Origin of the sequence: Pseudorhodobacter sp. E13 (genome assembly GCF_003991405.1) — a bacterium.
Lineage (GTDB): Bacteria > Pseudomonadota > Alphaproteobacteria > Rhodobacterales > Rhodobacteraceae > Pseudorhodobacter.
Genome location: NZ_RPEN01000158.1, coordinates 457,679 through 479,049 on the forward strand (window position 1 = coordinate 457,679; position 21,371 = coordinate 479,049).

At 61.7% G+C, this 21,371-nt stretch carries 17 protein-coding genes; 12 read left to right on the plus strand and 5 right to left on the minus strand.

Going from position 1 to position 21,371, the window contains the following annotated elements:
• Positions 1 to 228 precede the first annotated feature (228 nt).
• Entirely contained in the window at positions 229 to 1,557 is a 1,329-nt protein-coding gene (gene gltX / locus EGN72_RS15975; RefSeq protein ID WP_127049425.1) for a glutamate--tRNA ligase, read from the minus strand.
• Between the two features lie 212 nt (positions 1,558 to 1,769).
• On the opposite strand from gltX, the gene EGN72_RS15980 reads away from it, so the two are divergent.
• The 3 genes from EGN72_RS15980 (at position 1,770) to EGN72_RS15990 (ending at position 4,985) form a co-directional block, all read left to right on the plus strand.
• On the plus strand, positions 1,770 to 2,699 hold the full coding sequence (locus tag EGN72_RS15980; protein ID WP_127049327.1) for an MBL fold metallo-hydrolase: 930 nt from the start codon (positions 1,770 to 1,772) through the stop codon (positions 2,697 to 2,699).
• A gap of 130 nt (positions 2,700 to 2,829) precedes the next feature.
• Positions 2,830 to 3,786, plus strand: a complete 957-nt coding sequence (locus tag EGN72_RS15985) for a 1-phosphofructokinase family hexose kinase (RefSeq protein ID WP_127049329.1) — start codon at positions 2,830 to 2,832, stop codon at positions 3,784 to 3,786.
• A 77-nt stretch (positions 3,787 to 3,863) separates the two neighbouring features.
• Positions 3,864 to 4,985 carry a PAS domain-containing protein gene (locus tag EGN72_RS15990; RefSeq protein WP_127049331.1) on the plus strand — a complete coding sequence of 374 codons (1,122 nt, stop codon included), beginning with the start codon at positions 3,864 to 3,866 and terminating at the stop codon, positions 4,983 to 4,985.
• 23 nt (positions 4,986 to 5,008) lie between these two features.
• Here the strand turns inward: EGN72_RS15990 and EGN72_RS15995 are convergent, their stop codons facing one another.
• The gene (locus EGN72_RS15995; protein ID WP_127049333.1) at positions 5,009 to 5,617 is read right to left on the minus strand and encodes a hypothetical protein; all 609 of its coding nucleotides are present in this window, start codon (positions 5,615 to 5,617) and stop codon (positions 5,009 to 5,011) included.
• Positions 5,607 to 7,265, minus strand: coding sequence for an NAD+ synthase (locus EGN72_RS16000; protein WP_127049335.1), 1,659 nt, complete (start codon positions 7,263 to 7,265; stop codon positions 5,607 to 5,609). The genes EGN72_RS15995 and EGN72_RS16000 overlap by 11 nt, the downstream gene beginning before the upstream one ends.
• Before the next feature lie 170 nt (positions 7,266 to 7,435).
• On the opposite strand from EGN72_RS16000, the gene EGN72_RS16005 reads away from it, so the two are divergent.
• Positions 7,436 to 8,905: a 2-isopropylmalate synthase gene (locus EGN72_RS16005; protein WP_370323324.1), complete on the plus strand. Its 1,470-nt coding sequence runs from the start codon at positions 7,436 to 7,438 to the stop codon at positions 8,903 to 8,905.
• 3 nt (positions 8,906 to 8,908) lie between these two features.
• Here the strand turns inward: EGN72_RS16005 and EGN72_RS16010 are convergent, their stop codons facing one another.
• Both EGN72_RS16010 and EGN72_RS16015 read right to left on the minus strand, forming a co-directional pair.
• Positions 8,909 to 10,438, minus strand: a complete 1,530-nt coding sequence (locus EGN72_RS16010; protein WP_127049339.1) for a cryptochrome/photolyase family protein — start codon at positions 10,436 to 10,438, stop codon at positions 8,909 to 8,911.
• A complete protein-coding gene (locus tag EGN72_RS16015) occupies positions 10,432 to 11,097 on the minus strand; it encodes an SDR family NAD(P)-dependent oxidoreductase (RefSeq protein ID WP_127049340.1) in 666 nt (221 codons plus the stop codon). Before EGN72_RS16015 ends, EGN72_RS16010 begins: the two co-directional genes overlap by 7 nt.
• A gap of 292 nt (positions 11,098 to 11,389) precedes the next feature.
• Between EGN72_RS16015 and EGN72_RS16020 the strand changes: the two genes are divergently transcribed.
• The 8 genes from EGN72_RS16020 to EGN72_RS16055 all read left to right on the plus strand — a co-directional run bounded on the left by EGN72_RS16020 (position 11,390) and on the right by EGN72_RS16055 (position 21,371).
• The gene (locus EGN72_RS16020) at positions 11,390 to 12,967 is read left to right on the plus strand and encodes a 2-isopropylmalate synthase (protein WP_127049342.1); all 1,578 of its coding nucleotides are present in this window, start codon (positions 11,390 to 11,392) and stop codon (positions 12,965 to 12,967) included.
• A gap of 271 nt (positions 12,968 to 13,238) precedes the next feature.
• On the plus strand, positions 13,239 to 14,276 hold the full coding sequence (locus tag EGN72_RS16025) for a rod shape-determining protein (RefSeq protein ID WP_127049344.1): 1,038 nt from the start codon (positions 13,239 to 13,241) through the stop codon (positions 14,274 to 14,276).
• Positions 14,277 to 14,312: 36 nt separating this feature from the next.
• Positions 14,313 to 15,224 carry a rod shape-determining protein MreC gene (mreC, locus tag EGN72_RS16030; protein ID WP_127049346.1) on the plus strand — a complete coding sequence of 304 codons (912 nt, stop codon included), beginning with the start codon at positions 14,313 to 14,315 and terminating at the stop codon, positions 15,222 to 15,224.
• Positions 15,224 to 15,763, plus strand: coding sequence for a rod shape-determining protein MreD (locus EGN72_RS16035; protein ID WP_127049347.1), 540 nt, complete (start codon positions 15,224 to 15,226; stop codon positions 15,761 to 15,763). Before mreC ends, EGN72_RS16035 begins: the two co-directional genes overlap by 1 nt.
• Positions 15,760 to 17,700, plus strand: coding sequence for a penicillin-binding protein 2 (gene mrdA / locus EGN72_RS16040; protein ID WP_127049349.1), 1,941 nt, complete (start codon positions 15,760 to 15,762; stop codon positions 17,698 to 17,700). Before EGN72_RS16035 ends, mrdA begins: the two co-directional genes overlap by 4 nt.
• Positions 17,697 to 18,836, plus strand: a complete 1,140-nt coding sequence (gene rodA, locus EGN72_RS16045) for a rod shape-determining protein RodA (RefSeq protein ID WP_127049351.1) — start codon at positions 17,697 to 17,699, stop codon at positions 18,834 to 18,836. Before mrdA ends, rodA begins: the two co-directional genes overlap by 4 nt.
• Before the next feature lie 88 nt (positions 18,837 to 18,924).
• Complete coding sequence (locus EGN72_RS16050) at positions 18,925 to 19,857, plus strand: glyoxylate/hydroxypyruvate reductase A (RefSeq protein ID WP_127049353.1); 933 nt, start codon at positions 18,925 to 18,927, stop codon at positions 19,855 to 19,857.
• 134 nt (positions 19,858 to 19,991) lie between these two features.
• On the plus strand, positions 19,992 to 21,371 hold the full coding sequence (locus EGN72_RS16055; RefSeq protein WP_127049355.1) for a glutamine synthetase family protein: 1,380 nt from the start codon (positions 19,992 to 19,994) through the stop codon (positions 21,369 to 21,371).

A 21,371-nucleotide genomic window follows, 5' to 3' on the forward strand; every position in this document is an offset into this window, starting at 1 on the left:
GGCGGCCGATTGCCTCGCCCGTTTCGCAATCACCTCGTATCGCGCAAGGTCGCGATGGCCCGAAACGCGCGCCTACTGCTTGCCCTGCCCCAAGCTGTGCTAACCCTGCGAAAAGCCGCGGGCAGACCTTAACATAAGGTTAATAAAAAACCTGAAACTTCGGAAAATCAATTGCTTACAAACCATTCCGCGCGCGATTCCCTCCCGTGAATCGCGCGCAAAACAGCCTTAGCCTTTGGCCCGCACGACCTGCAACAAAGGCATCACATCGGCCATTTCCGGGCCATGCGCCTGCCCGGTCAAGGCCTTGCGCAGCGGCATGAACAGCCCTTTGCCTTTGCGGCCCGTGGCCTCTTTTACCGCCGTGGTCCAGTCTTTCCACGTTTCCGGCCCGAAGGGCATCTCGGGCAGCATCGCGACGGCTTGCGCCACGAATTCACGGTCTTCCTCGTCAATCAAAGGCTCCGCCCCGTCGCGGAATAGCTGCCACCAGCCTTCCAGATCGTTCAGAACGGTGATGTTTTCCTTCGCGACCCGCCAGAACCCTTCGCGCAGCCCTTCCGGCACGCCAAGGCCCGCGATCCGCTCGGCCACGGCATCAAAGGGCAGCCCCTGCACATAAGACCGCGTCAGGGGGAACAGATCATCCTTGTCGAATTTCGTGGGGGCCGCGCCGAAATTGCCAATCTCGAACCCGTCCATCAATTCCTGATGGCTGCCTGCCAGTTCCACCGGTTTTGAAGACCCGAGCCGCGCCATCAAGGACAGCAGCGCCAGCGGCTCCACCCCCTGCGCGCGCAGATCGCGCAAGGACAGCGTGCCCAGCCGTTTCGACAGCGCCTCGCCCTGCGGGCCGGTCAGCAGCGAATGATGGGCAAAATCGGGGGGCGTGCCACCCATCGCTTTCATGATCTGAATCTGCGTCGCGGTGTTGGTCACATGATCCGCCCCGCGCACGATGAAGGTCACGCCCATATCAATATCATCCACCGAGGACGCGAACGTATACAGCACCTGCCCATCGGCCCGGATCAGCACCGGGTCCGACACCGAGGCCGCATCAATCGACACCGGGCCAAGGATGCCATCGGTCCATTCAATCCGCTCCAGATCCAGCAGAAACCGCCAGTAACCGGGATCAGAAGCGCGCAGCTTGTCCTTTTCCGCCTCGGACAAATGCAGCGAGGCGCGGTCATAGACCGGCGGCTTGTGCATGTTCAGCAATTTCTTGCGCTTGAGGTCCAGATCGGTGGGCGACTCGAAACATTCATAAAAGCGCCCGGCGGCCTTCAATTCCTCGGCCGCCTCGCGGTAGCGATCAATCCGCAGCGATTGCTTTTCCACGCGGTCCCATGTCAGGCCCAGCCATTCCAGATCCTGCATCAACCCGTCGGCATATTCCTGTTTGGAACGTTCCTGATCGGTATCATCCAGCCGCAGAATGAAGGTGCCCCCCGACTTGCGGGCGATCATCCAGTTCATCAAGGCAGTGCGAAGATTGCCGACATGGATATATCCGGTCGGTGACGGGGCAAAGCGGGTAACGGTGGGGCGCATGGTCATCATTGGGTCTCCTGAACCCTGCTGCTCTGTCACATGGGCAGCCGTTTGTCCATATCGCGGCGGCGCGCAGGCTGGCCCCTTTGTCCGGTTTATCGGCGCCGCGCGACGGAAAACCCTGCACCGCGCGTATCACAGAAATGAAATAATCGCTGGACCGGTCGCGCAAGCGGCTTACCTTGGACCCAGCAACAACAGGAGAGACCGTTATGAAAACCCCGATGATCTCACGCCGTCACGCGCTTTTCGCCACCGCCGCGCTGCCCTTCGCGCCCGGATTGGTGGGCGCAGCCCATGCCAAGGCCGATATGATGGGCGGCTCTGTCCCGCAGTTCAACCGCATTAAACTGGGCGGGTTTGAAGTGACCTCGCTGCTGGCGGGCACCCGGACGGTGGAAAACCCCACCGAAATCTTTGGCCTGAACGCCGATCCGGCAGAGTTTGCCGAAGTGTCCAAGGCCGCGTTTCTGCCCACCGACAAGGCCCAGTTCTTCTTTACCCCCACAGTCGTGAACACCGGGTCGGAGCTGGTCTTGTTTGATACCGGCTTGAACGCAGGCGGCATCACGGCGGCGCTGGCCGCAGCAGGCTATACCCCCGACCAGATTGATACGGTGGTGCTGACGCATATGCACGGCGACCATATCGGCGGCCTGATGACTGAAACCGCTGCCACCTTTGCCAATGCCCGCTATGTCACCGGCGCGGCAGAGCATAATCACTGGATGGCTGCGGGCAACGAAGGCTTTGACAAGAACGTCCGCCCCTTGAATGACAAGATCAGCTTTCTGGAGGATGGCGGCGCCGTGACCGGTGGCATCACCGCGATGCTGGCCGCAGGGCATACACCGGGCCATATGGGCTATATGCTGGAAAGTGACGGCGCGCAGTTGATGCTGATTGCCGATCTGGCGAACCATTATGTCTGGTCGCTGGCGCATCCCGATTGGGAAGTGCGGTTTGATATGGACAAGGCCGGGGCTGCTGCCTCGCGGCGCAAGGTGCTGGGTATGCTGGCGGCGGATCGCGTGCCCTTCATCGGCTATCACATGCCCTTCCCTGCGCTTGGCTATGCCGAGGCGCGCGGCGATGGGTTCCACTATGTGCCGGCCAGCTATCAGATGATGATGCAAGGCTGATCGCTGCCGAAACCTGCGCAAGGCCCGCCCCACCCGGCGGGCCTTATTGCTGGGAAAATCGCGTTTTGGTTGAACGTGGCTTTGCCTTCTGCCATGCTGCGCCTTAGGCCGCACCAACAGGGGGACGATCTTGCCCCAACCCCAGACATCCATCCTGACCGTCACGCTGAATCCCGCGCTGGACCTGAGCGCGGGCACAGCCACGGTGCATCCCGGCCCCAAGCTGCGCTGTGATACCCCGCGCTATGATCCCGGCGGTGGCGGCATCAACATCAGCCGCGCGATCGGGGCCTTGGGCGGCGACAGTGCGGCATTGGTGGCCCTTGGCGGGGCGACAGGCGCGCAACTGGCTGATTTGCTGCTGCGTGATGGGGTGGTGGCCAAACCCTTGCCCGCACCGGGGGACACAAGGCTTAGCCTTTCCATCACGGCAGAGGATACGCGGGCGCAATACCGCTTTGTTCTGCCCGGCCCGCATTGGCCCGCCCCGGCTGTTGAAGCGGCGGTGGCCGCCATTGTCGCCGCTGCCCCTGCGGGTGGTTTTGTGGCGATAAGTGGCAGCCAGCCCCCCGGCTTTCCCGAAAATGCCATCGCCCGGATCAGTTCCGCTTTGCCCGGCGCAACCCGGCTTGTCGCCGATACATCCGGCGCCCCGCTGAAGGCGCTGGCCGCAGGTCAGGGCGCGCGGCTGTTCTGCGTGCGCATGGATGCCGAAGAGGCCGAAAGCCTTGCCAACCGCCCCCTGCCCCGGCGCGAGGACAGCGCCGATTTCGCGCAATCGCTTGTGCAGCGCGGGGTGGCGGAAAACGTGATTATCGCACGCGGGCCGGATGGGTCGGTGATGGTGACAGAGGCCGGGCGTTGGTTCTGCCCTGCGCCCACAGTGCCCGTGATCAGCAAGATCGGTGCCGGTGACAGTTTCGTCGCGGGTTTTGTGCTGGCGCTTGCGCGGGGCCAATCGGTGCAGGCGGCCCTTGGGCTAGGGGTTGCTGCGGCCTCAGCCGCCGTCATGACACCCGCGACCGAACTGTGCCGCCGCAGCGACACCGAGGCGTTGGCCAAGGTCTGCGTGGTGGAGCCGATCTGAGCGCGGCCGTCGGGCTTTAGCGATTTCTTAGCCTTCGCGTGGTCAGGTGCGGGGATGTGATTGCGAAAGGCCCTGTGATGACGATCCGCCCCCCATCTGATATTTGGTCCAGCCCCAAGGCGATGATGGATGTGATTGGCCTGCCCGCCTTTCTGGTGCAGGTCAACGGCCCGCGCGATTTCACCTTTACCGCGCTGAATGCGGCCCACAAAGATCAGGCCGGGCTGGACCCGGACAGCGTGGTCGGCAAAAAGCCGGAAACGCTGTTGCCCGCGCGTCTGGCCGAAACCCTGATCGAGAATTATGAGGAATGTCGCGCCACCGCCCGTCCCCTGACCTATGAGGAGCATTTGCACCTGCCTGCCGGGGCGCGCTGGTGGCTGACGACCTTGTCGCCGATTGTCGGGGCTTCGGGCGCGGTTTCGGCAATCCTTGGGATCGCGACAGATATCAGCGCGGCGAAAGAGCGGGAGTTCCGGCAAGCGGAAAAGCTGTCAGAGGTGGTGCGGCAAAAGCGCAGCATGCTGGGCGTGATCTCGCGCAGTGTGGATGATGTGCGCGGGCCGTTCCAGTCGGTTCTGGGCCTGCTGGGGGTGTTGCGCGACGGGTTTGTCGATCTGGGCGATGGCAAGCATGCGCAGATCGACCTGTGCGAAGAAATCACCCTGACCGCTTTGGCGCAGGCCAACGCGCTGTGCCAATCGGCGGATGGGTTGATTGCGGACAGCGATGCGCCGCGACGGGTTGATCTGGGGCATCTGTGCCGCGACATTGCCGCGCTGATCGACCCGGATCGTCGGTTCACCATCGGGTTCCCGACCTGCAAGGTGATGGCCGACCCGACGGTGCTGGAACTTTTGTTGCGGCTGCTGTTGGAAAACGCCGCCAAACACGCACATGCCGATATTTTTGTCACTGTATCGGTGGCGGAGGCGGGTGCTTTGCGGTTTCAGGTGCTGGATGATGGCGCGACAGATACGCAGGCACCGCAGCGCGCCGATGGCACCGCCATCTTGCCCGAAGGTGACGCGGTTGGCGCGCTGTCGGAACTGGGCCGCGCGCAGGCCTTGATCGACAGCCTTGACGGTGCGCTGACCGATTGCCGCGCGGAAAACGGTTTGGCGGGTATCGAATTCCGGCTGTCGGGGACACTGTTGGAGGAAAGCACCGTGCAGCAGGCACAGCGAGGTGCTGCGTGACCCCCAGTCGCCCAAAGGGCCGACTAAAGCGCCACCACCGCCCAGCGCTTGCCAAGGGTGAGGCTGCGCCCCTCATTCGCCTGCGCCAGCGTCAGCCCCGCATGGGATAAGTCGTCCCGCAGCCTGTCCAGCACCGCCTCGGGCGGCAGGTCAAAACCATGGCCGGGAAAGCTGAGCTTTGGGGCGGGCAGAACTGCGCTGTCTTGCCGGGTGGTCGGTTGGCGCAGCCCCAGCGCGATGGCATGGGCCGGGCTGATTTCCACGCTGAAAATCTTGGTATAGGGCGCGTTCACGATCCAGAAGGCAGCGATTTCCTTGCGCGGAATCGCAAAGACCTTGTGCCCGCCCCAGATGCCCCAGCGGTCGAACACAATCGCCTCTGCGTCAAAGCGGATCGCGGCGCGTGCGCCGAAGGGCCGGGTGAAAAACCGGTAGGCCGCCGCCAAGATCAGGAGTGCGATGCCGATCATCACCGCCAGAAACCCATAGTCGCGCGGCACCGCGTTGCGCCCCAGCAGGCGCACAAGGTCAAAGGCCAGCCAGCCCATCACAAGGCCCAGAAAAAGCAGCACCCCCGCCAGCACATACTGCGGGCGCAGGTTCGGTCCGATGGGCGCTGTTTCAGCTTTCATCGCGCCAGCGGTTCACAATCGGATAGCGCCGATCCAGCCAGAAGGCTCGGCGGGTAAGCCGCGTGCCGGGGGCAGATTGAAAGCGTTTGTATTCAGACAGATAGACCAGCTTTTCAACCTTCTTCACGGTGTCGCGGTCATAACCCGCCGCGACCAGATCGCTGACCGATACGTCATTATCCACCAGCCCTTCCAGAATGGCATCCAGCACCGGATAGGGTGGCAGGCTGTCTTCGTCCTTCTGGTCGGGGCGCAATTCAGCCGAAGGCGGCTTGTCGATGATGCGGGGGGGGATCACCTCTCCCGCGGCACTCAGCATCCAGTCGCGGTGATTGGCATTGCGCCAGCGGCAGGTTTCAAACACGCGGGTTTTATACAGATCCTTGATCGGGTTATACCCGCCCGCCATATCGCCATAAATCGTGCAATAGCCCACGGCCACTTCGGATTTATTGCCCGTGGTCAGCAGCATTTCGCCAAATTTGTTCGACAGCGCCATCAACAGCAACCCGCGCAGGCGGGATTGGATGTTTTCTTCGGTCAGGTCGGGTTGCAGCCCGTCAAACAACGGAGCCAGCGTGTTGGTGATCGCTTGCCGCCCCTCGGCAATCGGCACGAAATCATAGCGGCAGCCCAGCCGGGTGGCGCAATCCTTGGCATCCTCAAGGCTTTCCTGCGAGGTATATTCCGAAGGCAGCATCACACAGCGCACATTTTCCGGCCCGATGGCATCGGCGGCAATGGTGGCAACAATGGCCGAATCGATTCCGCCCGACAGGCCCAGCAACACCTTTTTGAACCCGGTCTTGCCCAGATAATCGCGCAGCGACAGCACCATCGCGTGATAATCGGCCTCCCACGCGTTTGGCTGTTTGACCAGTTCGCCCGGCTCGGCCCGCCAGCCATCTGGCGTTTCGGTAAAATCGACATGGGTGATCGCGGTTTCAAAGGCAGGCATCTGCACCGCCAGCTTGCCGCCGGGGTTCAGCACGAAGGACGCGCCGTCAAACACCTGATCGTCCTGCCCCCCCGCAAGGTTCAGATAGACCAGCGGCAACCCGGTTTCGACCACGCGGGCAACCATGATATTCTGCCGCACCGCCAGCTTGTCGCGGTAATAGGGGGAGCCGTTGGGCACCAGCAAAATCTCGGCCCCGGTTTCGGCATGGGTTTCGGCAACATCGGCGAACCAGCTATCCTCGCAAATCGGCGTGCCGATGCGCAGCGGGCCAATGCGGTAAGGGCCATTCACCTCGGCCGAGGAAAACAAGCGCTTTTCATCAAAAACGGAATCATTGGGCAGGTGGTGTTTTAGCACCGTGGTCGCGATCTTGCCGCCTTGCAGCACGAAATAGGCGTTATAGAGCCGCCCGGCCTGAAACCACGGCCCGCCTATCCCGATGGCGGGACCCTCGGCGCAATCGCGCGCAAGGCGTTCCAGCACCTCGTTGCAATCTTCGATAAAGCGCGGGCGCTGCACCAGATCCTGCGTCTGATAGCCGGTGATATACATTTCGGGAAACGCGATCATATCGGCCCCGGCGGCCTTTGCCGCAGCCCAGGCCTGTGCGGCGGCGGTGGCATTGGCGCCAAGCGCGCCGACAGTCGGGTTCAACTGTGCCAAAGTCAGGCGAAATCTGTTGGCCATACGCGACCCCTTATTCTGGTTCCGGTCAAGGTTTAGCAGAGTTACGCGCGAGGGAAAGGGGAGGCGGTTTGCCAACTTGTCAGCACAGGGGCCGGAGGGTAGGCTTTGACAAAGGCGCAGGCGTGGCGGGTCGGCGCGCGAACGGACAAAGGAATATTGCTGTGAACAAGGTGATTTTGGCATTGGCAATCGCAACCAGCCTCGGCGCGGGGGCTGGCTTTGCCCAAGATGGCGTGATCGCCAAGCAATATGACGATGGGTCTGTCTATGAAGGCACGTTCAAGGATGGGCGGCAGCATGGCACCGGCACTTACACCCTGCCCAATGGCTATACCTATACCGGCGAATGGGTCGAAGGCGAGATCCGCGGCAAGGGCGTGGCGCGTTTTCCCAATGGCTCTGTCTATGAAGGGGATTTTCTGGCGGGCAAGCCCGAGGGGCGCGGCAAGATCACCTATCCTGATGGCGGCACCTATGAAGGCGACTGGACCGCCGGCAAGATGACAGGCAACGGCGTTGCACGCTATGCCGATGGGTCGGTCTATACGGGTGAATTTGTCGATGCCGTGCATAACGGCAAAGGCGTGTTAGAGGATGCCGGCGGCTACCGCTATGACGGCGATTGGGTGGCGGGCGAAAAGCAGGGCAAAGGCAAGATCACCTATCCCGATGGGGCCACCTATGAAGGTGATCTGGTCGCAGGCCAGCGGCAGGGCATCGGCACGCTGACCATGCCCGATGGGTTGACCTATGTCGGCGAATGGGCCGATGGGCAGATCAATGGCATGGGCACGCTGACGCAACCCAATGGCGATGTTTACGAAGGCCCGCTGGTGAACGGTGAGCGGGTTGGGCTGGGCAAGCTGACCTATGGCAATGGCGACCGCTATGAAGGCGAATTCGCCAATGACGCGCGGCATGGCAAGGGCGTGTTCCACGGCCCCGATGGCTATGTTTATGATGGTGAGTGGGCAGAGGGGCGGATTGCGGGCACAGGCAGCGTGACCTATCCGGATGGCTCCGTCTATACCGGCCAGTTCAAGGATGATCAGCCGCATGGGCAGGGCAAGACCACCTATCCCGATGGGTCCACCTATGAAGGCGCATGGGTTGCCGGGGTGATCGAGGGCAAGGGCCGCGCCACCTATGCCAATGGCCAAGTCTATGAGGGAGAGTTCGTCAACGCCCAGTATCACGGCACCGGCAAGATGAGCTATGCCGATGGCTACAGCTATGACGGCCAGTGGAACATGGGCCAGCGCGAGGGCAAAGGTGTGGCCACCTATGCCGATGGCAGCGTTTATACGGGCGACTTCAAGGCAGGCCAGCGGCAGGGTCAGGGCGAAGTGGTCATGGCCGATGGGTTCCGCTATGTCGGCGACTGGAAAGATGGCGTCATCGAAGGGCGCGGCGTGGCCACCTATCCCAATGGTGACAGCTATGAAGGCGAATTTGTCGCCGGGCGGCGGCAGGGGCAAGGCGTCTTGCGCTATGCCACGGGGCAGGAAACCGCAGGGGAATGGACCAATGGCATCTTGACCGGGCCTGCCGCTGCACCCGAAGCCGCAGCCCCGGCAGAAGGCGCTCCGCCCCAGCCAGCTTCAACCGAGCCGGCCGATGCGGCCCCCGCCGGGAACTGACGTTCAGACGGTTTCGCCCAGCGCCATCCGGTCCAGAAAAGCTTTGGCCTCTGCCAATACTTGCGCGCGGTGATCCTCGGCCATTTTATCCCATGTGCGCACCATTTGCCCCATGCGCGGATTGGCGGACAGCAGGTCGCGGTGCCGGTTCACGAAATCCCAGAACAGCAGGTTGAAAGGGCAAGCCTTTGGCCCGACACGGTCTTTGACGTTATAGGCGCAGCCCTCGCAGTAATCAGACATCCGGTTGATATAAGCGCCCGAGGCGGCATAGGGTTTGGACCCCAGCAAACCGCCATCGGCAAACTGGCTCATCCCAAGGGTGTTCGGGGCCTCTACCCATTCAAACGCGTCGATATAGACGGCCAGATACCATTCATGCAGATGCGCGGGGTCAACCCCTGCCATCAGGCCAAAGGTGCCGGTGACCATCAGGCGCTGGATGTGATGGGCATAGGCCAGATCGCGGGTTTGGGCCACCGCATGGGACAGGCAGTTCATCCGCGTCGGTGCGCCCCAATACAGCGGCGGCAGCGCGCGCGCGTGGCCCAAGGCATTGCGCTGCATATAGTCCGGGCCTTCGTGGAAATAGATACCGCGCACATATTCGCGCCAGCCGATGATCTGGCGGATAAAGCCTTCAACCGCGTTGATCGGGGCTTTGCCTGCATGAAAGGCGGCCTCGGCGGCGCGGCAGATTTCCAGCGGGGTCAGCAGGCCGATATTGAGGTAGGGCGACAGCAAGGAATGTGACAGCAGCGCATCGCCCGACAGCATCGCGTCTTGTTCATCGCCAAAGCGCGGCAGGCTGTGGGTGATGAAATGATCCAACGCTTGCAAGGCCCCTGCCCGGTCGGTGGCCCAGACAAAGGGGCGCAACCGCCCGAAATGTTTTGGAAATTTTGCCTCTACCAGTGTCAGAACCTCTTCCGTCACGGCATCGGGGGGAAAGCGCAGCGGCTTGGGGCGCAGCAGATCGGCCTGCGCCTTCTTGCGGTTTTCGGCGTCATAATTCCATTGGCCGCCGACGGGTTTATCCCCGTCCATCAACAGACCTGTCTTGCGGCGCATATCGCGGTAGAACCATTCCATCCGCAATTGTTTGCGCCCGTCGCACCACGCCTCAAACTCGGCATGGCTTGCGACAAAGCGGTCATCCTCCAGCAGCGAAACCTTTAGCGGCACCTCCTCCAGCAGCGCGATAAGGCGCCATTCGCCGGGCCGGGTGGCCAGCAGTTCTGCCGCCTTGTATTCCTCGGCGCGGCGCAAAACCTCGCCTGCGATGCTGTGGCTGTTGTCGGGATCGTCCAGCCGGGAATAGGCCACCGTCCAGCCATCCTGCTGCAAGGCCGCCGCGAATTTGCGCATGGCTGTCAGGATCAGCGCGATCTTTTGCGGGTGGTGCGGGGCATAGGTGCCTTCGGCCATGACCTCGGCCATCACCACCACGTCACGCGCCTTATCGGCGGCGCGCAAGGCGGCCATATCGGGGCAAAGCTGATCGCCCAGCACCAGAATAAGGCGGCTTACCATGGCACGGCATTCCCCGCCCAATCGTAAAACGCCCCCGATTGCGAGGGCGTCAGCCGCGCCAACACCCGGATCAGATTTGTGGCAGCCTCCGACGGGGGGACGGTGCTGTGATTTCCGGCATATTTCGCGGTGAAATTGGTGGCCACAGTGCCGGGGTGCAACAGGGCCACGGTGGCCTGCTTGTGGCTGCGGCCCAGTTCAATCGCGGCGGTATGCACAAGCTGGTTCAGCGCCGCCTTTGCCATCCGGTAGGAATACCAGCCCCCCAATTGGTTGTCGCCGATGGACCCAACCCGCGCCGATAAAATCCCGATATGGCAGGGCCCATCCTTTGGCAGATGCGGCACAAGATGTTTCAACAGCAGGATCGGGCCCAAGGCGTTCACCTCAAACTGCGCACGCAACGCATCCGGCGTGACCGCGCGCAAGGATTTTTCGGGCAGATGCGACCCGATTTCCAGAGCGCCCGTGGCGATGAACACGGTGCGAAACGGCCCGTCCAGCTGCGACAGCGCGGCCTGAATACTGGCTTCTTGCGTAACATCCAGCCCATCGGCGCTGCGTGAAAGCCCCGTCACGGCCAGCCCTTCTGACCCCAGCGCCGCCACAAGCGCCTGCCCGATCCCGCCTGAGGCCCCGATTACCAATGCTTTTTCCATCGCCCGCTCCTTGCTGATGGCCCCACAGTTAGCCCGCCATCAGGCCGAAACAAGTTCCGCTAACGGCCCCCTGCCCGGCGATTTTGGGGTTTTCATTCGCGAAACCTTGGCTATAGTCGCCCCCATGACACGGGAAACCAACATATCTTTCGGCCCTGCGGCGCATTGCGCCCTTATTCCCCGTGCGCGTCTCCTCCTTAGCTTCCTCTGAGCGTGCCTTCGGGTGCGACCGCTCAGAGGTGAACAGCGCCCAGATCGCAAAAGCTAACGGAACACTCAGAGAGATTTTCAAATGACCGACAAAAGCACGCAACCCCGTGTCCTGATTTTTGACACCACTTTGCGCGATGGGGAACAAAGCCCCGGCGCCACCATGACGCATGAGGAAAAGCTGGAGATCGCTGCCAGTCTGGACGAAATGGGCGTCGATATCATCGAAGCCGGCTTTCCCATCGCCTCGGAAGGCGATTTTGCCGCTGTGTCCGAAATTGCCAAACAGGCGCAATCGGCGCAAATCTGCGGCTTGGCCCGCGCGAATTTCAAGGATATCGATCGCTGCTGGGAGGCGGTGAAACACGCAAAACGCCCGCGTATTCATACGTTTATCGGCACCTCGCCGCTGCACCGCGCCATTCCCAACCTGACCATGGATGAAATGGCCGAGCGTATCCACGAAACCGTGACCCATGCGCGCAACCTGACCGACAATGTGCAATGGTCGCCGATGGATGCCACCCGCACTGAACATGATTACCTGTGCCGCGTGGTGGAAATCGCGATCAAGGCTGGGGCGACCACGATCAACATCCCTGATACCGTGGGCTATACCGCGCCGCGCGAAAGCGCCGACCTGATCCGCATGTTGCTGGAACGCGTCCCGGGGGCCGATAACATCATTTTCGCCACCCATTGCCACAATGATCTGGGCATGGCGACGGCCAACTCCTTGGCTGCGGTGGAAGCTGGCGCGCGCCAGATTGAATGCACAATCAACGGTTTGGGCGAACGTGCGGGCAATACCGCGCTGGAAGAGGTGGTGATGGCGCTGAAAGTGCGCAATGACATCATGCCTTACCGGACCGGCATTGATACCACCAAGATCATGGCCATCAGCCGCCGCGTGGCGACCGTGTCGGGTTTTGCCGTGCAGTTCAACAAGGCCATCGTCGGCAAGAACGCCTTTGCGCATGAATCCGGCATCCATCAGGACGGCATGCTGAAAAACCGCGAGACGTTTGAGGTGATGCGCCCCGAAGATGTCGGCCTGTCGGGCACCTCGCTGCCCTTGGGCAAGCATTCTGGCCGCGCGGCTTTGCGGGCCAAGCTGAAAGATCTGGGCTATGACATGGCCGACAACCAGTTGAACGATGCGTTTGTGCGGTTCAAGGCGCTGGCTGACCGCAAGAAGGAAGTGTTTGACGATGACCTGATCGCGCTGATTCAGGACAGCGCGACCAGCGCCGCGCATGACACGTTGCAGGTCAAACGTCTGCGGGTGATCTGTGGCACCGAAGGCCCGCAAGAGGCAGAGCTGACGCTGAGCATTGAAGGCGTGGACCATGCGATTGATGCCACTGGGGATGGCCCGGTGGATGCAGCTTTCAACGCGGTCAAGATGCTGTATCCGCATAAGGCGCGGCTGCAACTGTATCAGGTGCAGGCCGTGACCGAGGGCACCGATGCGCAGGCCACCGTGTCTGTCCGGCTGGAGGAGAACGGCAATATTGCCACCGGTCAATCGGCAGATACCGACACAATCGTCGCCTCGGTCCGGGCCTATGTGAACGCGCTGAACCGGTTGATCCTGCGGCGCGAAAAGGCCGAAATGGGCTATGATACCAAGGGCGTCAGCTATAAAGACCAGTCCTGAGAAATGTTTTTTGACTTTCTTGAATTTGCAGAAATCAAACATTGGCGGCGTGAAAACGCCGCCTTTTCCGTATCCCTTCATGCCTGACTTTTCATAACGCAACATTCCCGGTTTTCTGTGACGGGCCAAACTCTGCCCTTCCGGCGGGAAGGCGCCCATTGCGCGGGGCATGGCCCTTTCCCTTGTTTGCGCCTCTCCCTATAAGAAAGCGCCTGCCTCAGATACCTGAGTCGCGGGTATACTGCCTGTTACCAATAAGGATTTCTTCAGCATGTGGTTACTTTCGGGTCTGTTCTCGTCCGACATGGCGATTGACCTTGGCACAGCGAACACGCTTGTTTACGTGCGCGGCAAGGGCATCGTGCTGAACGAGCCTTCGGTGGTTGCCTATCACGTCAAGGATGGCAAAAAACAGGTTCTGGCCGTGGGCGAGGACGCAAAGCTGATGCTGGGCCGCACCCCCGGCAGCATTGAGGCCATTCGCCCGATGCGCGACGGGGTGATTGCCGATTTTGACACGGCGGAAGAGATGATCAAGCATTTCATCCGCAAGGTCCACAAGCGCACGACCTTCAGCAAGCCAAAGATCATCGTCTGCGTGCCGCATGGCGCGACCCCAGTGGAAAAGCGCGCCATTCGCCAGTCGGTTTTGTCAGCAGGCGCACGCCGCGCGGGGCTGATTGCCGAACCGATTGCCGCAGCCATTGGTGCGGGCATGCCGATCACCGACCCCACGGGGAATATGGTGGTTGATATCGGGGGCGGCACGACCGAGGTGGCCGTGCTGTCGCTGGGCGATATCGTTTACGCGCGCTCGGTGCGCGTTGGCGGCGACCGTATGGATGAGGCGATTGTCAGCTATCTGCGCCGCCATCAGAACCTGTTGATCGGCGTATCCACGGCGGAACGCATCAAGACCAGCATCGGCACCGCCCGGATGCCCGATGATGGGCGTGGATCGTCGATGACCATTCGGGGCCGTGACCTTTTGAACGGGGTGCCGAAGGAAACCGAGATCAACCAAGCGCAAGTGGCCGAGGCTTTGGCCGAACCCGTGCAGCAAATCTGCGACGCGGTGATGCAAGCGCTGGAGGCGACACCGCCCGATCTGGCCGCCGATATCGTGGATCGTGGCGTGATGCTGACCGGTGGCGGCGCGCTGCTGGGCGATCTGGATCTGGCGCTGCGCGAACAGACGGGGCTGTCCATCTCGGTTGCTAACGAATCCTTGAACTGCGTGGCCCTTGGCACCGGCAAGGCGTTGGAATATGAAAAGCAACTGCGCCATGTGATTGATTACGACAGCTAAAACAAGGGCGCGCGCAGCCCTTGAAGCGAGGCTTTGGTGGCAAAAAACCGCACTTCACCAGACGAATACACCCGCCCGCTGCGCCGGATCTTGGTGGGTGTGCTGGTGTTTTGCCTGCTGGCGTTGTTTTTCATCTGGCGCATCGACAGCCCGCGGGTCGAGCGGTTTCGCACGGCGTTGGTCGACAAGATGGTGCCGAGCTTTGAATGGGCTTTGGTGCCGGTGACGAAAACCGTGGATATGGTGGAAAGTTTCCAATCCTACGCCCGGCTTTATGAGCAAAATCAGGAACTTCGCCGCGAATTGCAGCAGATGAAGGCGTGGAAGGAAGCCGCGCTTCAGCTAAAGCAGGAAAACGCGCGGTTGATGGACCTGAACCATGTGCGGCTGGACCCGCAATTGACCCATGTGACAGGGGTTGTGCTGGCCGATAGCGGCAGCCCCTTTCGGCAATCGGTGCTGCTGAACGTGGGCGCGCGCGACGGGTTGCGCGATGGTTGGGCCACGATGGACGGGATCGGCCTTGTGGGCCGGATTTCCGGCGTGGGCGAACGCACCGCACGGGTGATCTTGCTGACCGACAGCAACAGCCGCATCCCCGTCACCGCCCAACCTTCGGGCCAGCGCGGGCTGTTGTCGGGTGACAATTCTGCCCGGCCGCCGCTGGAATTTCTGGAAAAACCCGATCTGGTGCGCCCCGGCGATCAGGTCGTGACCTCGGGCGATGGCGGGGTGTTTCCGGCGGGGCTGTTGGTGGGCACCGTGGTGCAGGGCAATGATCGGCGGTTGCGCGTGGCGCTGTCGGCCGATTACGAGCGGCTTGAATTTCTGCGCGTGCTGCGCAGCCATGCGACAGAGCGGATCACCGATCCCGGCAATCTGATTGCGGTTCCGGCAACTGCGCCGCCAACGGTGCAAACCGATGCGCCCGCGCCTGTGGGGCAGTGATGATCGACGGGATGCGCAACAGTATCTGGCTTTACCGTGCGGCCTTTGTGGGCATCGCCATGGTTTTGCTGTTCCTGAAAATCCTGCCCTTGGGCAGCGTGGCGGGGGATTGGCCGGGGCCGGATTTGCTGTTGTGTCTGATGCTGGCTTGGGTCACGCAGCGGCCCGACCATTTGCCATCGCTGCTGATCGCCTTGGTGGTGTTGGCCGAAGATATGATTCTGATGCGCCCGCCGGGGCTGTGGACGGCGCTGGTGGTGCTGGCCACCGAATTCCTGCGCGCGCGATCTGCCCTGACGCGGGAACTTGGCTTCGCGGCAGAGTGGCTCTTGATTGCCGGGGTCATGATTGCCATGTTGCTGGCCTATCGGCTGGTGTTTGCGGTGGCGTTTCTGGCCCAGCCGGGCTTTGGTTTTGCCTTTGCGCAAACGGTCGGATCGGTTTTAATGTATCCTGTCATCGTCTGGGTTCTGCGTGTGGCCCTGAACCTGCGCAAACCTTCAACCGGGGAAGTGGACGCCATGGGGAGACGGCTATGAGACGATCCGCCCGCGACACCGAAGAAAGCGCCCGCAAGATCACGCGGCGCGGCCTGTTTCTGGGCGGCTCCATGGCGGCGGTGGTGGCCGTGCTGGGCGCGCGCATGCGACATATGCAGGTGGATCAAGCCGATGAATTCCGCCTGCTGGCCGAAGATAACCGCATTTCCATCCGGCTGGTGCCGCCTGCGCGGGGCCAGATTTATGATCGCAACGGCAAGCTGATCGCCGGGAATGAACAGAATTACCGCGTGGTGATCAGCCGCGATGATGCGGGCAATGTCGAAGATGTGCTGAACCGCTTGTCCGGCATCCTGCCTATCTCGGACGAGGATTTTGAGCGTGCGCTGAAAGAAGCCCGCCGCCGCAGCCCCTTGCCGATCATCGTGGCCGACCGTCTGACATGGGATGATGTGTCAAAAGTCGCAATCAACGCGCCCGCCCTGCCCGGCGTGTCGCCGGAGGTCGGGCTTAGCCGCACCTATCCGCGTGATACCGATTTTGCGCATGTGGTGGGCTATGTCGGCCCGGTCAGCGACCGTGATCTGGAAAAGCTGGAAGAGCCGGACCCCTTGCTGCAAACCCCCAAGTTTCAGATCGGCAAGATCGGGGTCGAAACCTGGATGGAGGACGCGTTGCGCGGCAAGGCGGGCAGCCGCCGGGTAGAGGTGAACGCCGTGGGCCGGGTGATGCGCGAGTTGGGGCGGCAGGAAGGCGATGCGGGGGCCGATATCCGGCTGACCATTGACGCCGATGTGCAAAACTATGTGCAGGCGCGGCTGGGCGAGGAATCCGCCGCTGCTGTGGTCATGGATGTGCAAAACGGTGATCTTCTGGCCATCGTCTCCTCGCCCTCTTTTGATCCAAACCTGTTTGTGCGCGGCATTTCCCATACTGATTACAATGCCTTGACGGAAAACGATCACCGCCCGCTTGCGAATAAATCGGTGCAGGGTGCCTATCCCCCCGGTTCTACCTTCAAGATGGTCACGGCGCTGGCGGCCTTGGAGGCGGGCGTTATCAATACGTCATCCTCGGTCTCCTGCCCCGGCCATTATGAGGTGGGTGGTCGCCGTTTTCACTGCTGGAAGCGCGGCGGGCATGGGCGCGTTGCACTGGACCGCGCATTAAGCGAAAGCTGTGACGTTTATTTCTACGATATCGCGATGAAGGTCGGTATCGACAAGATCGCCGAGATGGGCCGCAAGCTGGGGCTGGGCATCCGGCATGACATTCCGATGTCGGCCATCACCGAAGGGCTGATGCCCGACAAAGCGTGGAAAAAAGAGCGGTATCAGCAGGACTGGCGGATCGGCGACACGGTCAACGCCTCTATCGGGCAAGGCTATGTGCTTACCTCCCCTTTGCAGCTTGCCGTCATGACAGCACGGCTTGCCAGCGGCAGGGCAATCTCGCCGCGGCTGATCCACAGCATCGCAGACCAGCCCGCCGCCGTCGATCCCGGCGCAGAGCTGGGACTGGACCCACAATTCCTTCAGGCCGTGCATCAAGGCATGTATGCTGTCAGCAATAACCAGCGTGGCACCGCCTATTCTTCGCGCATTGATGACAAGTCACTGAAAATGGCCGGGAAAACCGGCACCAGCCAAGTTCGCAACATCAGCGCGGCCGAGCGTGCGCGCGGCGTCATCAGCAACGCCGACCTGCCGTGGAACCGGCGCGACCATGCGCTGTTTGTGGCCTTTGCGCCCTATGACAACCCGCGCTATGCGGTGTCGGTGGTGGTGGAACATGGCGGCGGCGGCTCCACCGCGGCGGCCCCGATCGGGCGCGACATCCTGTTGCGCGCCATGAGCGATGGCATCCCGCCCCTGACGGCCTACCCTGCCGCACAGCGCAACCGTATCGACACCATGCACCGCAAGCTGGAATTGCGCGATGCGGATGGCAAGATGCCGGAAAGCTCCCGCGCATGAGCTTTCTTGAATATCGCCTGAAAACCGTCCCGACCGGGGCCAGCAAGATCCTGCATGTCAACTGGGCGCTGGTCATCCTGTTGACGGCTGTCGCCTCGGTGGGGTTCCTGATGCTCTATTCCGTCGCGGGCGGGCGGATGGAGGTTTGGGCCGAACCGCAGATCAAACGCTTTCTGCTGGGCCTTGCCGTCATGTTCGCCGTGGCTTTCGTGCCGATCTGGTTCTGGCGCAACATGGCGGGGCTGGCCTATGCCGGCTCGCTTCTGTTGCTGCTGGCGGTTGAGTTTTTTGGCTCTGTCGGGATGGGCGCGCAGCGCTGGATCGAACTGGGCCCCCTTCGCCTGCAACCGTCCGAGCTTGCCAAGGTGACGCTGGTGATGCTGCTTGCCGCCTATTACGACTGGCTGGATATCCGCAAAACCTCGCACCCGTTGTGGGTGTTGATCCCGGTCATATTGATCTTGCTGCCCACCGCCTTGGTGCTGACCCAGCCCGACCTTGGAACGGCGCTGCTGTTGATGACAGGCGGCGCGGTGGTGATGTTTTGCGCCGGGGTCAGTTGGTATTATTTCGGCGCAGTGGCGGCCTTGCTGGGGGGGACGGTTACGGCGGTTTTCGCCTCGCGCGGGACCACCTGGCAATTGCTGAAAGATTACCAATATCGGCGGATTGATACGTTCCTCGATCCCTCTGGCGATCCTTTGGGGGCGGGCTATCACATCTCGCAGGCCAAGATCGCACTGGGCTCTGGCGGCTGGGCCGGGCGCGGCTTCATGCAAGGCACGCAAAGCCGGCTGAACTTCCTGCCCGAAAAGCATACCGATTTCATCTTTACGACCTTGGCCGAGGAATTCGGCTTTATCGGCGCGTTTTCACTTCTCATGCTTTATACGCTGGTGCTGGCGTTTTGCGTCGCCAGCGCGATCCAGAACAAGGACCGCTTTGCCAGCCTTGTCACCTTGGGCATCGCCGCCACCTTCTTTTTCTACTTCGCGGTCAATATGTTGATGGTGATGGGGCTTGCCCCTGTGGTGGGTGTGCCGCTGCCCCTGGTGTCTTACGGCGGCTCCTCCATGCTGGTGTTGCTGGCCGCCTTTGGCCTTGTGCAAAGCGCCCATATCCACCGCCCGCGCTAAGGGGCACACTGCTGCCATGGTTTCATCTTGGTCTTAAATACCTATCCCCGGCCCACCACGCGCCCCGCCCTATGACAGGAATGCCCCGATGATCACCGTCTATTTCGCCGCAGGGGCCGCGCGCTGGCCCAGCTATGAGGCCCCTTTGCGCCAAGCACTGGCCGAGGCCGGGATTACGGCGGCGCTGTCGCCCGATTGCACCGATCCGGCACAGGTCGATTACATCATCTTCGCGCCCGGTGGCGATATCAGCGATTTCACCCCTTTCACCCGCTGCAAGGCGGTGCTGAACCTCTGGGCCGGGGTGGAAAAGATCGTGGGCAACACCTCGCTGACACAACCGCTGTGCCGGATGGTCGATCCGGGGCTGACGGCGGGCATGGTGGAATGGGTGCTGGGCCACAGCTTGCGCCATCACCTGCGAATGGATCGCCATATCCTCAACCCCGCCCATATCTGGGACCCGACCTGCCCGCCCCTTGCGGCCGAACGGCCTGTGACGGTGCTGGGGCTTGGGGCCTTGGGCTTGGCCTGTGCCACAGCCTTGCGCGCCGTGGGCTTTCCGGTCACTGGCTGGTCGCGAAGCGAAAAACACCATCCCGGCCTGCGCTGCCTTTCTGGCCCCCAAGGGTTGCAGCAGGCGCTGACAGGGGCCGAGATTGTGGTGCTGTTGCTGCCCAAAACGCCCGAGACGGAAAACATCCTGAACGCAGACAGCCTTGGCTGGGTGGCAAAGGGGGCCGCGATCCTGAACCCCGGCCGCGGCGATCTGATCGACGATACCGCCTTGCTGGCGGCTTTGGATGCCGGCCACCTTGGCCATGCGACGTTGGATGTGTTCCGCACCGAACCGCTGCCACAGGATCACCCGTTCTGGGCGCATCCTGGCATCACCGTCACCCCTCATATCGCCGCCGAAACCCGGCCCGCCACTGCCTCTCGTGTGGTGGTGGAAAACATCGCCCGCGCCGAGGCAGGCGCCCCCTTGTTGCATCTGGTCGATCGCGCGCGCGGTTATTGAGCGCCGAAAATAAGCCCATTTGGGGGCTGGTGTTGCGCCAAGCCCCGCGCTAGCGTTTTGACCAACTGGTCAGGGCCATGCCCTGCCTGATAAAACGTGCGGTCACAGCACATTGCGACAAGGAGAGATGGAACATGCCGGGAAATCTGAGCTTTGAGGCCCTCAAGGAAGCTGCCACCAAAGGCGATATTGATACCGTGATGGTCGCGGGCATTGATATGCAGGGCCGCCTGATGGGCAAGCGCTTTCATGTGCAGAACTTCCTCGACAGTGCCTGGCAGGAAACCCATTGCTGCAATTACCTGATCGCCACCGATATGGAGATGAACACCGTCCAGGGGTATAAATCGACCTCATGGCAGGCGGGATATGGCGATTATGTGATGAAAGCCGATCTGTCGACGCTGCGCCGCGTGCCATGGCTGCAAGGCACGGCGCTGGTGCTCTGCGATCTGCTGGACCATCACAGCCACAAGCCCGTCCCCCATTCCCCCCGCGCGGTGCTGCAAGCGCAGGTGGCCCGCGCCAAGGCGATGGGTTTTGACGCGATGATGGCGACGGAACTGGAATTCTACCTGTTCGAAAACTCCTACGAGTCGCTGCGCGACAGCTATCAGCGCACTGGACAATTGCGCGATTTGCAGGCGATTTCGCCGCATAATGAAGATTACGCACTGTTCCAGACCACCAAGGAAGAAGAGGTCATGCGCGCCCTGCGCAACGGGCTTTATGGCGCGGGCATCCCGGTGGAATGTTCAAAGGGGGAGGCGGACGCGGGGCAAGAGGAAATCAACATCCGCTATTCCGATGCGCTGGATACGGCGGATAACCACGTCATCACCAAACAGGCCACCAAGGAAATCGCATGGTCCAAGGGGCGCTCTGTCACCTTCATGGCGAAATATGACCATCGCCGCGCAGGCTCCAGCAGCCATGTGCATCAATCCTTGTGGACGAACGGCAAACCCGCCTTTGCCGATAGCGCCGATCCGCATGGCATGTCGGACACGATGAAACACTTTCTGGCCGGGCAATTGGCGCATGTCGGCGATATCACCGCTTTCCTCGCGCCTTATGTGAACAGCTACAAACGCTTTACCAAAGGCATGTTCGCCCCGACCAAAGCGGTGTGGAGCTGCGATAACCGCACCGCAGGCTTTCGCGTCTGCGGCGAAGGCACCAAGGCTGTGCGGGTGGAATGCCGCATCGGCGGGGCCGATCTGAACCCCTATATGGCGATGGCGGCGCTGCTGGCCGCAGGCCTCGACGGGATTGAGCGGAAGCTGCCGCTGGAACCGGAAATGAAAGGCGACATGTATGAAAGCAGCGGTGCCCGCGCGATCCCCGGCACCCTGCGCGAGGCCGCGGGCCGGATGCACGGCTCTGCCATGCTGCGCGCCGCCTTTGGCGAGGATGTGATCGACCATTACCACCACGCCGCAATGTGGGAGGTAGCCGAACATGACCGCGTTGTCACCGATTTTGAGGTGTCGCGCCTGATGGAACGCGCCTGA

What these genes read in the sequence shown, in the direction of transcription:
- EGN72_RS16020 (WP_127049342.1), top strand. Translation starts at nt 11,390, where the DNA reads ATGACCGACAAAAGCACGCAACCCCGTGTCCTGATTTTTGACACCACT.
- EGN72_RS16050 (WP_127049353.1), top strand. Translation starts at nt 18,925, where the DNA reads ATGATCACCGTCTATTTCGCCGCAGGGGCCGCGCGCTGGCCCAGCTAT.
- mrdA (WP_127049349.1), top strand. Translation starts at nt 15,760, where the DNA reads ATGAGACGATCCGCCCGCGACACCGAAGAAAGCGCCCGCAAGATCACG.
- EGN72_RS16015 (WP_127049340.1), bottom strand. Translation starts at nt 11,097, where the DNA reads ATGGAAAAAGCATTGGTAATCGGGGCCTCAGGCGGGATCGGGCAGGCG.
- EGN72_RS16035 (WP_127049347.1), top strand. Translation starts at nt 15,224, where the DNA reads ATGATCGACGGGATGCGCAACAGTATCTGGCTTTACCGTGCGGCCTTT.
- EGN72_RS15980 (WP_127049327.1), top strand. Translation starts at nt 1,770, where the DNA reads ATGAAAACCCCGATGATCTCACGCCGTCACGCGCTTTTCGCCACCGCC.
- EGN72_RS16000 (WP_127049335.1), bottom strand. Translation starts at nt 7,265, where the DNA reads ATGGCCAACAGATTTCGCCTGACTTTGGCACAGTTGAACCCGACTGTC.
- rodA (WP_127049351.1), top strand. Translation starts at nt 17,697, where the DNA reads ATGAGCTTTCTTGAATATCGCCTGAAAACCGTCCCGACCGGGGCCAGC.
- EGN72_RS16055 (WP_127049355.1), top strand. Translation starts at nt 19,992, where the DNA reads ATGCCGGGAAATCTGAGCTTTGAGGCCCTCAAGGAAGCTGCCACCAAA.
- EGN72_RS15990 (WP_127049331.1), top strand. Translation starts at nt 3,864, where the DNA reads ATGACGATCCGCCCCCCATCTGATATTTGGTCCAGCCCCAAGGCGATG.
- EGN72_RS16010 (WP_127049339.1), bottom strand. Translation starts at nt 10,438, where the DNA reads ATGGTAAGCCGCCTTATTCTGGTGCTGGGCGATCAGCTTTGCCCCGAT.
- EGN72_RS16025 (WP_127049344.1), top strand. Translation starts at nt 13,239, where the DNA reads ATGTGGTTACTTTCGGGTCTGTTCTCGTCCGACATGGCGATTGACCTT.
- EGN72_RS15995 (WP_127049333.1), bottom strand. Translation starts at nt 5,617, where the DNA reads ATGAAAGCTGAAACAGCGCCCATCGGACCGAACCTGCGCCCGCAGTAT.
- gltX (WP_127049425.1), bottom strand. Translation starts at nt 1,557, where the DNA reads ATGCGCCCCACCGTTACCCGCTTTGCCCCGTCACCGACCGGATATATC.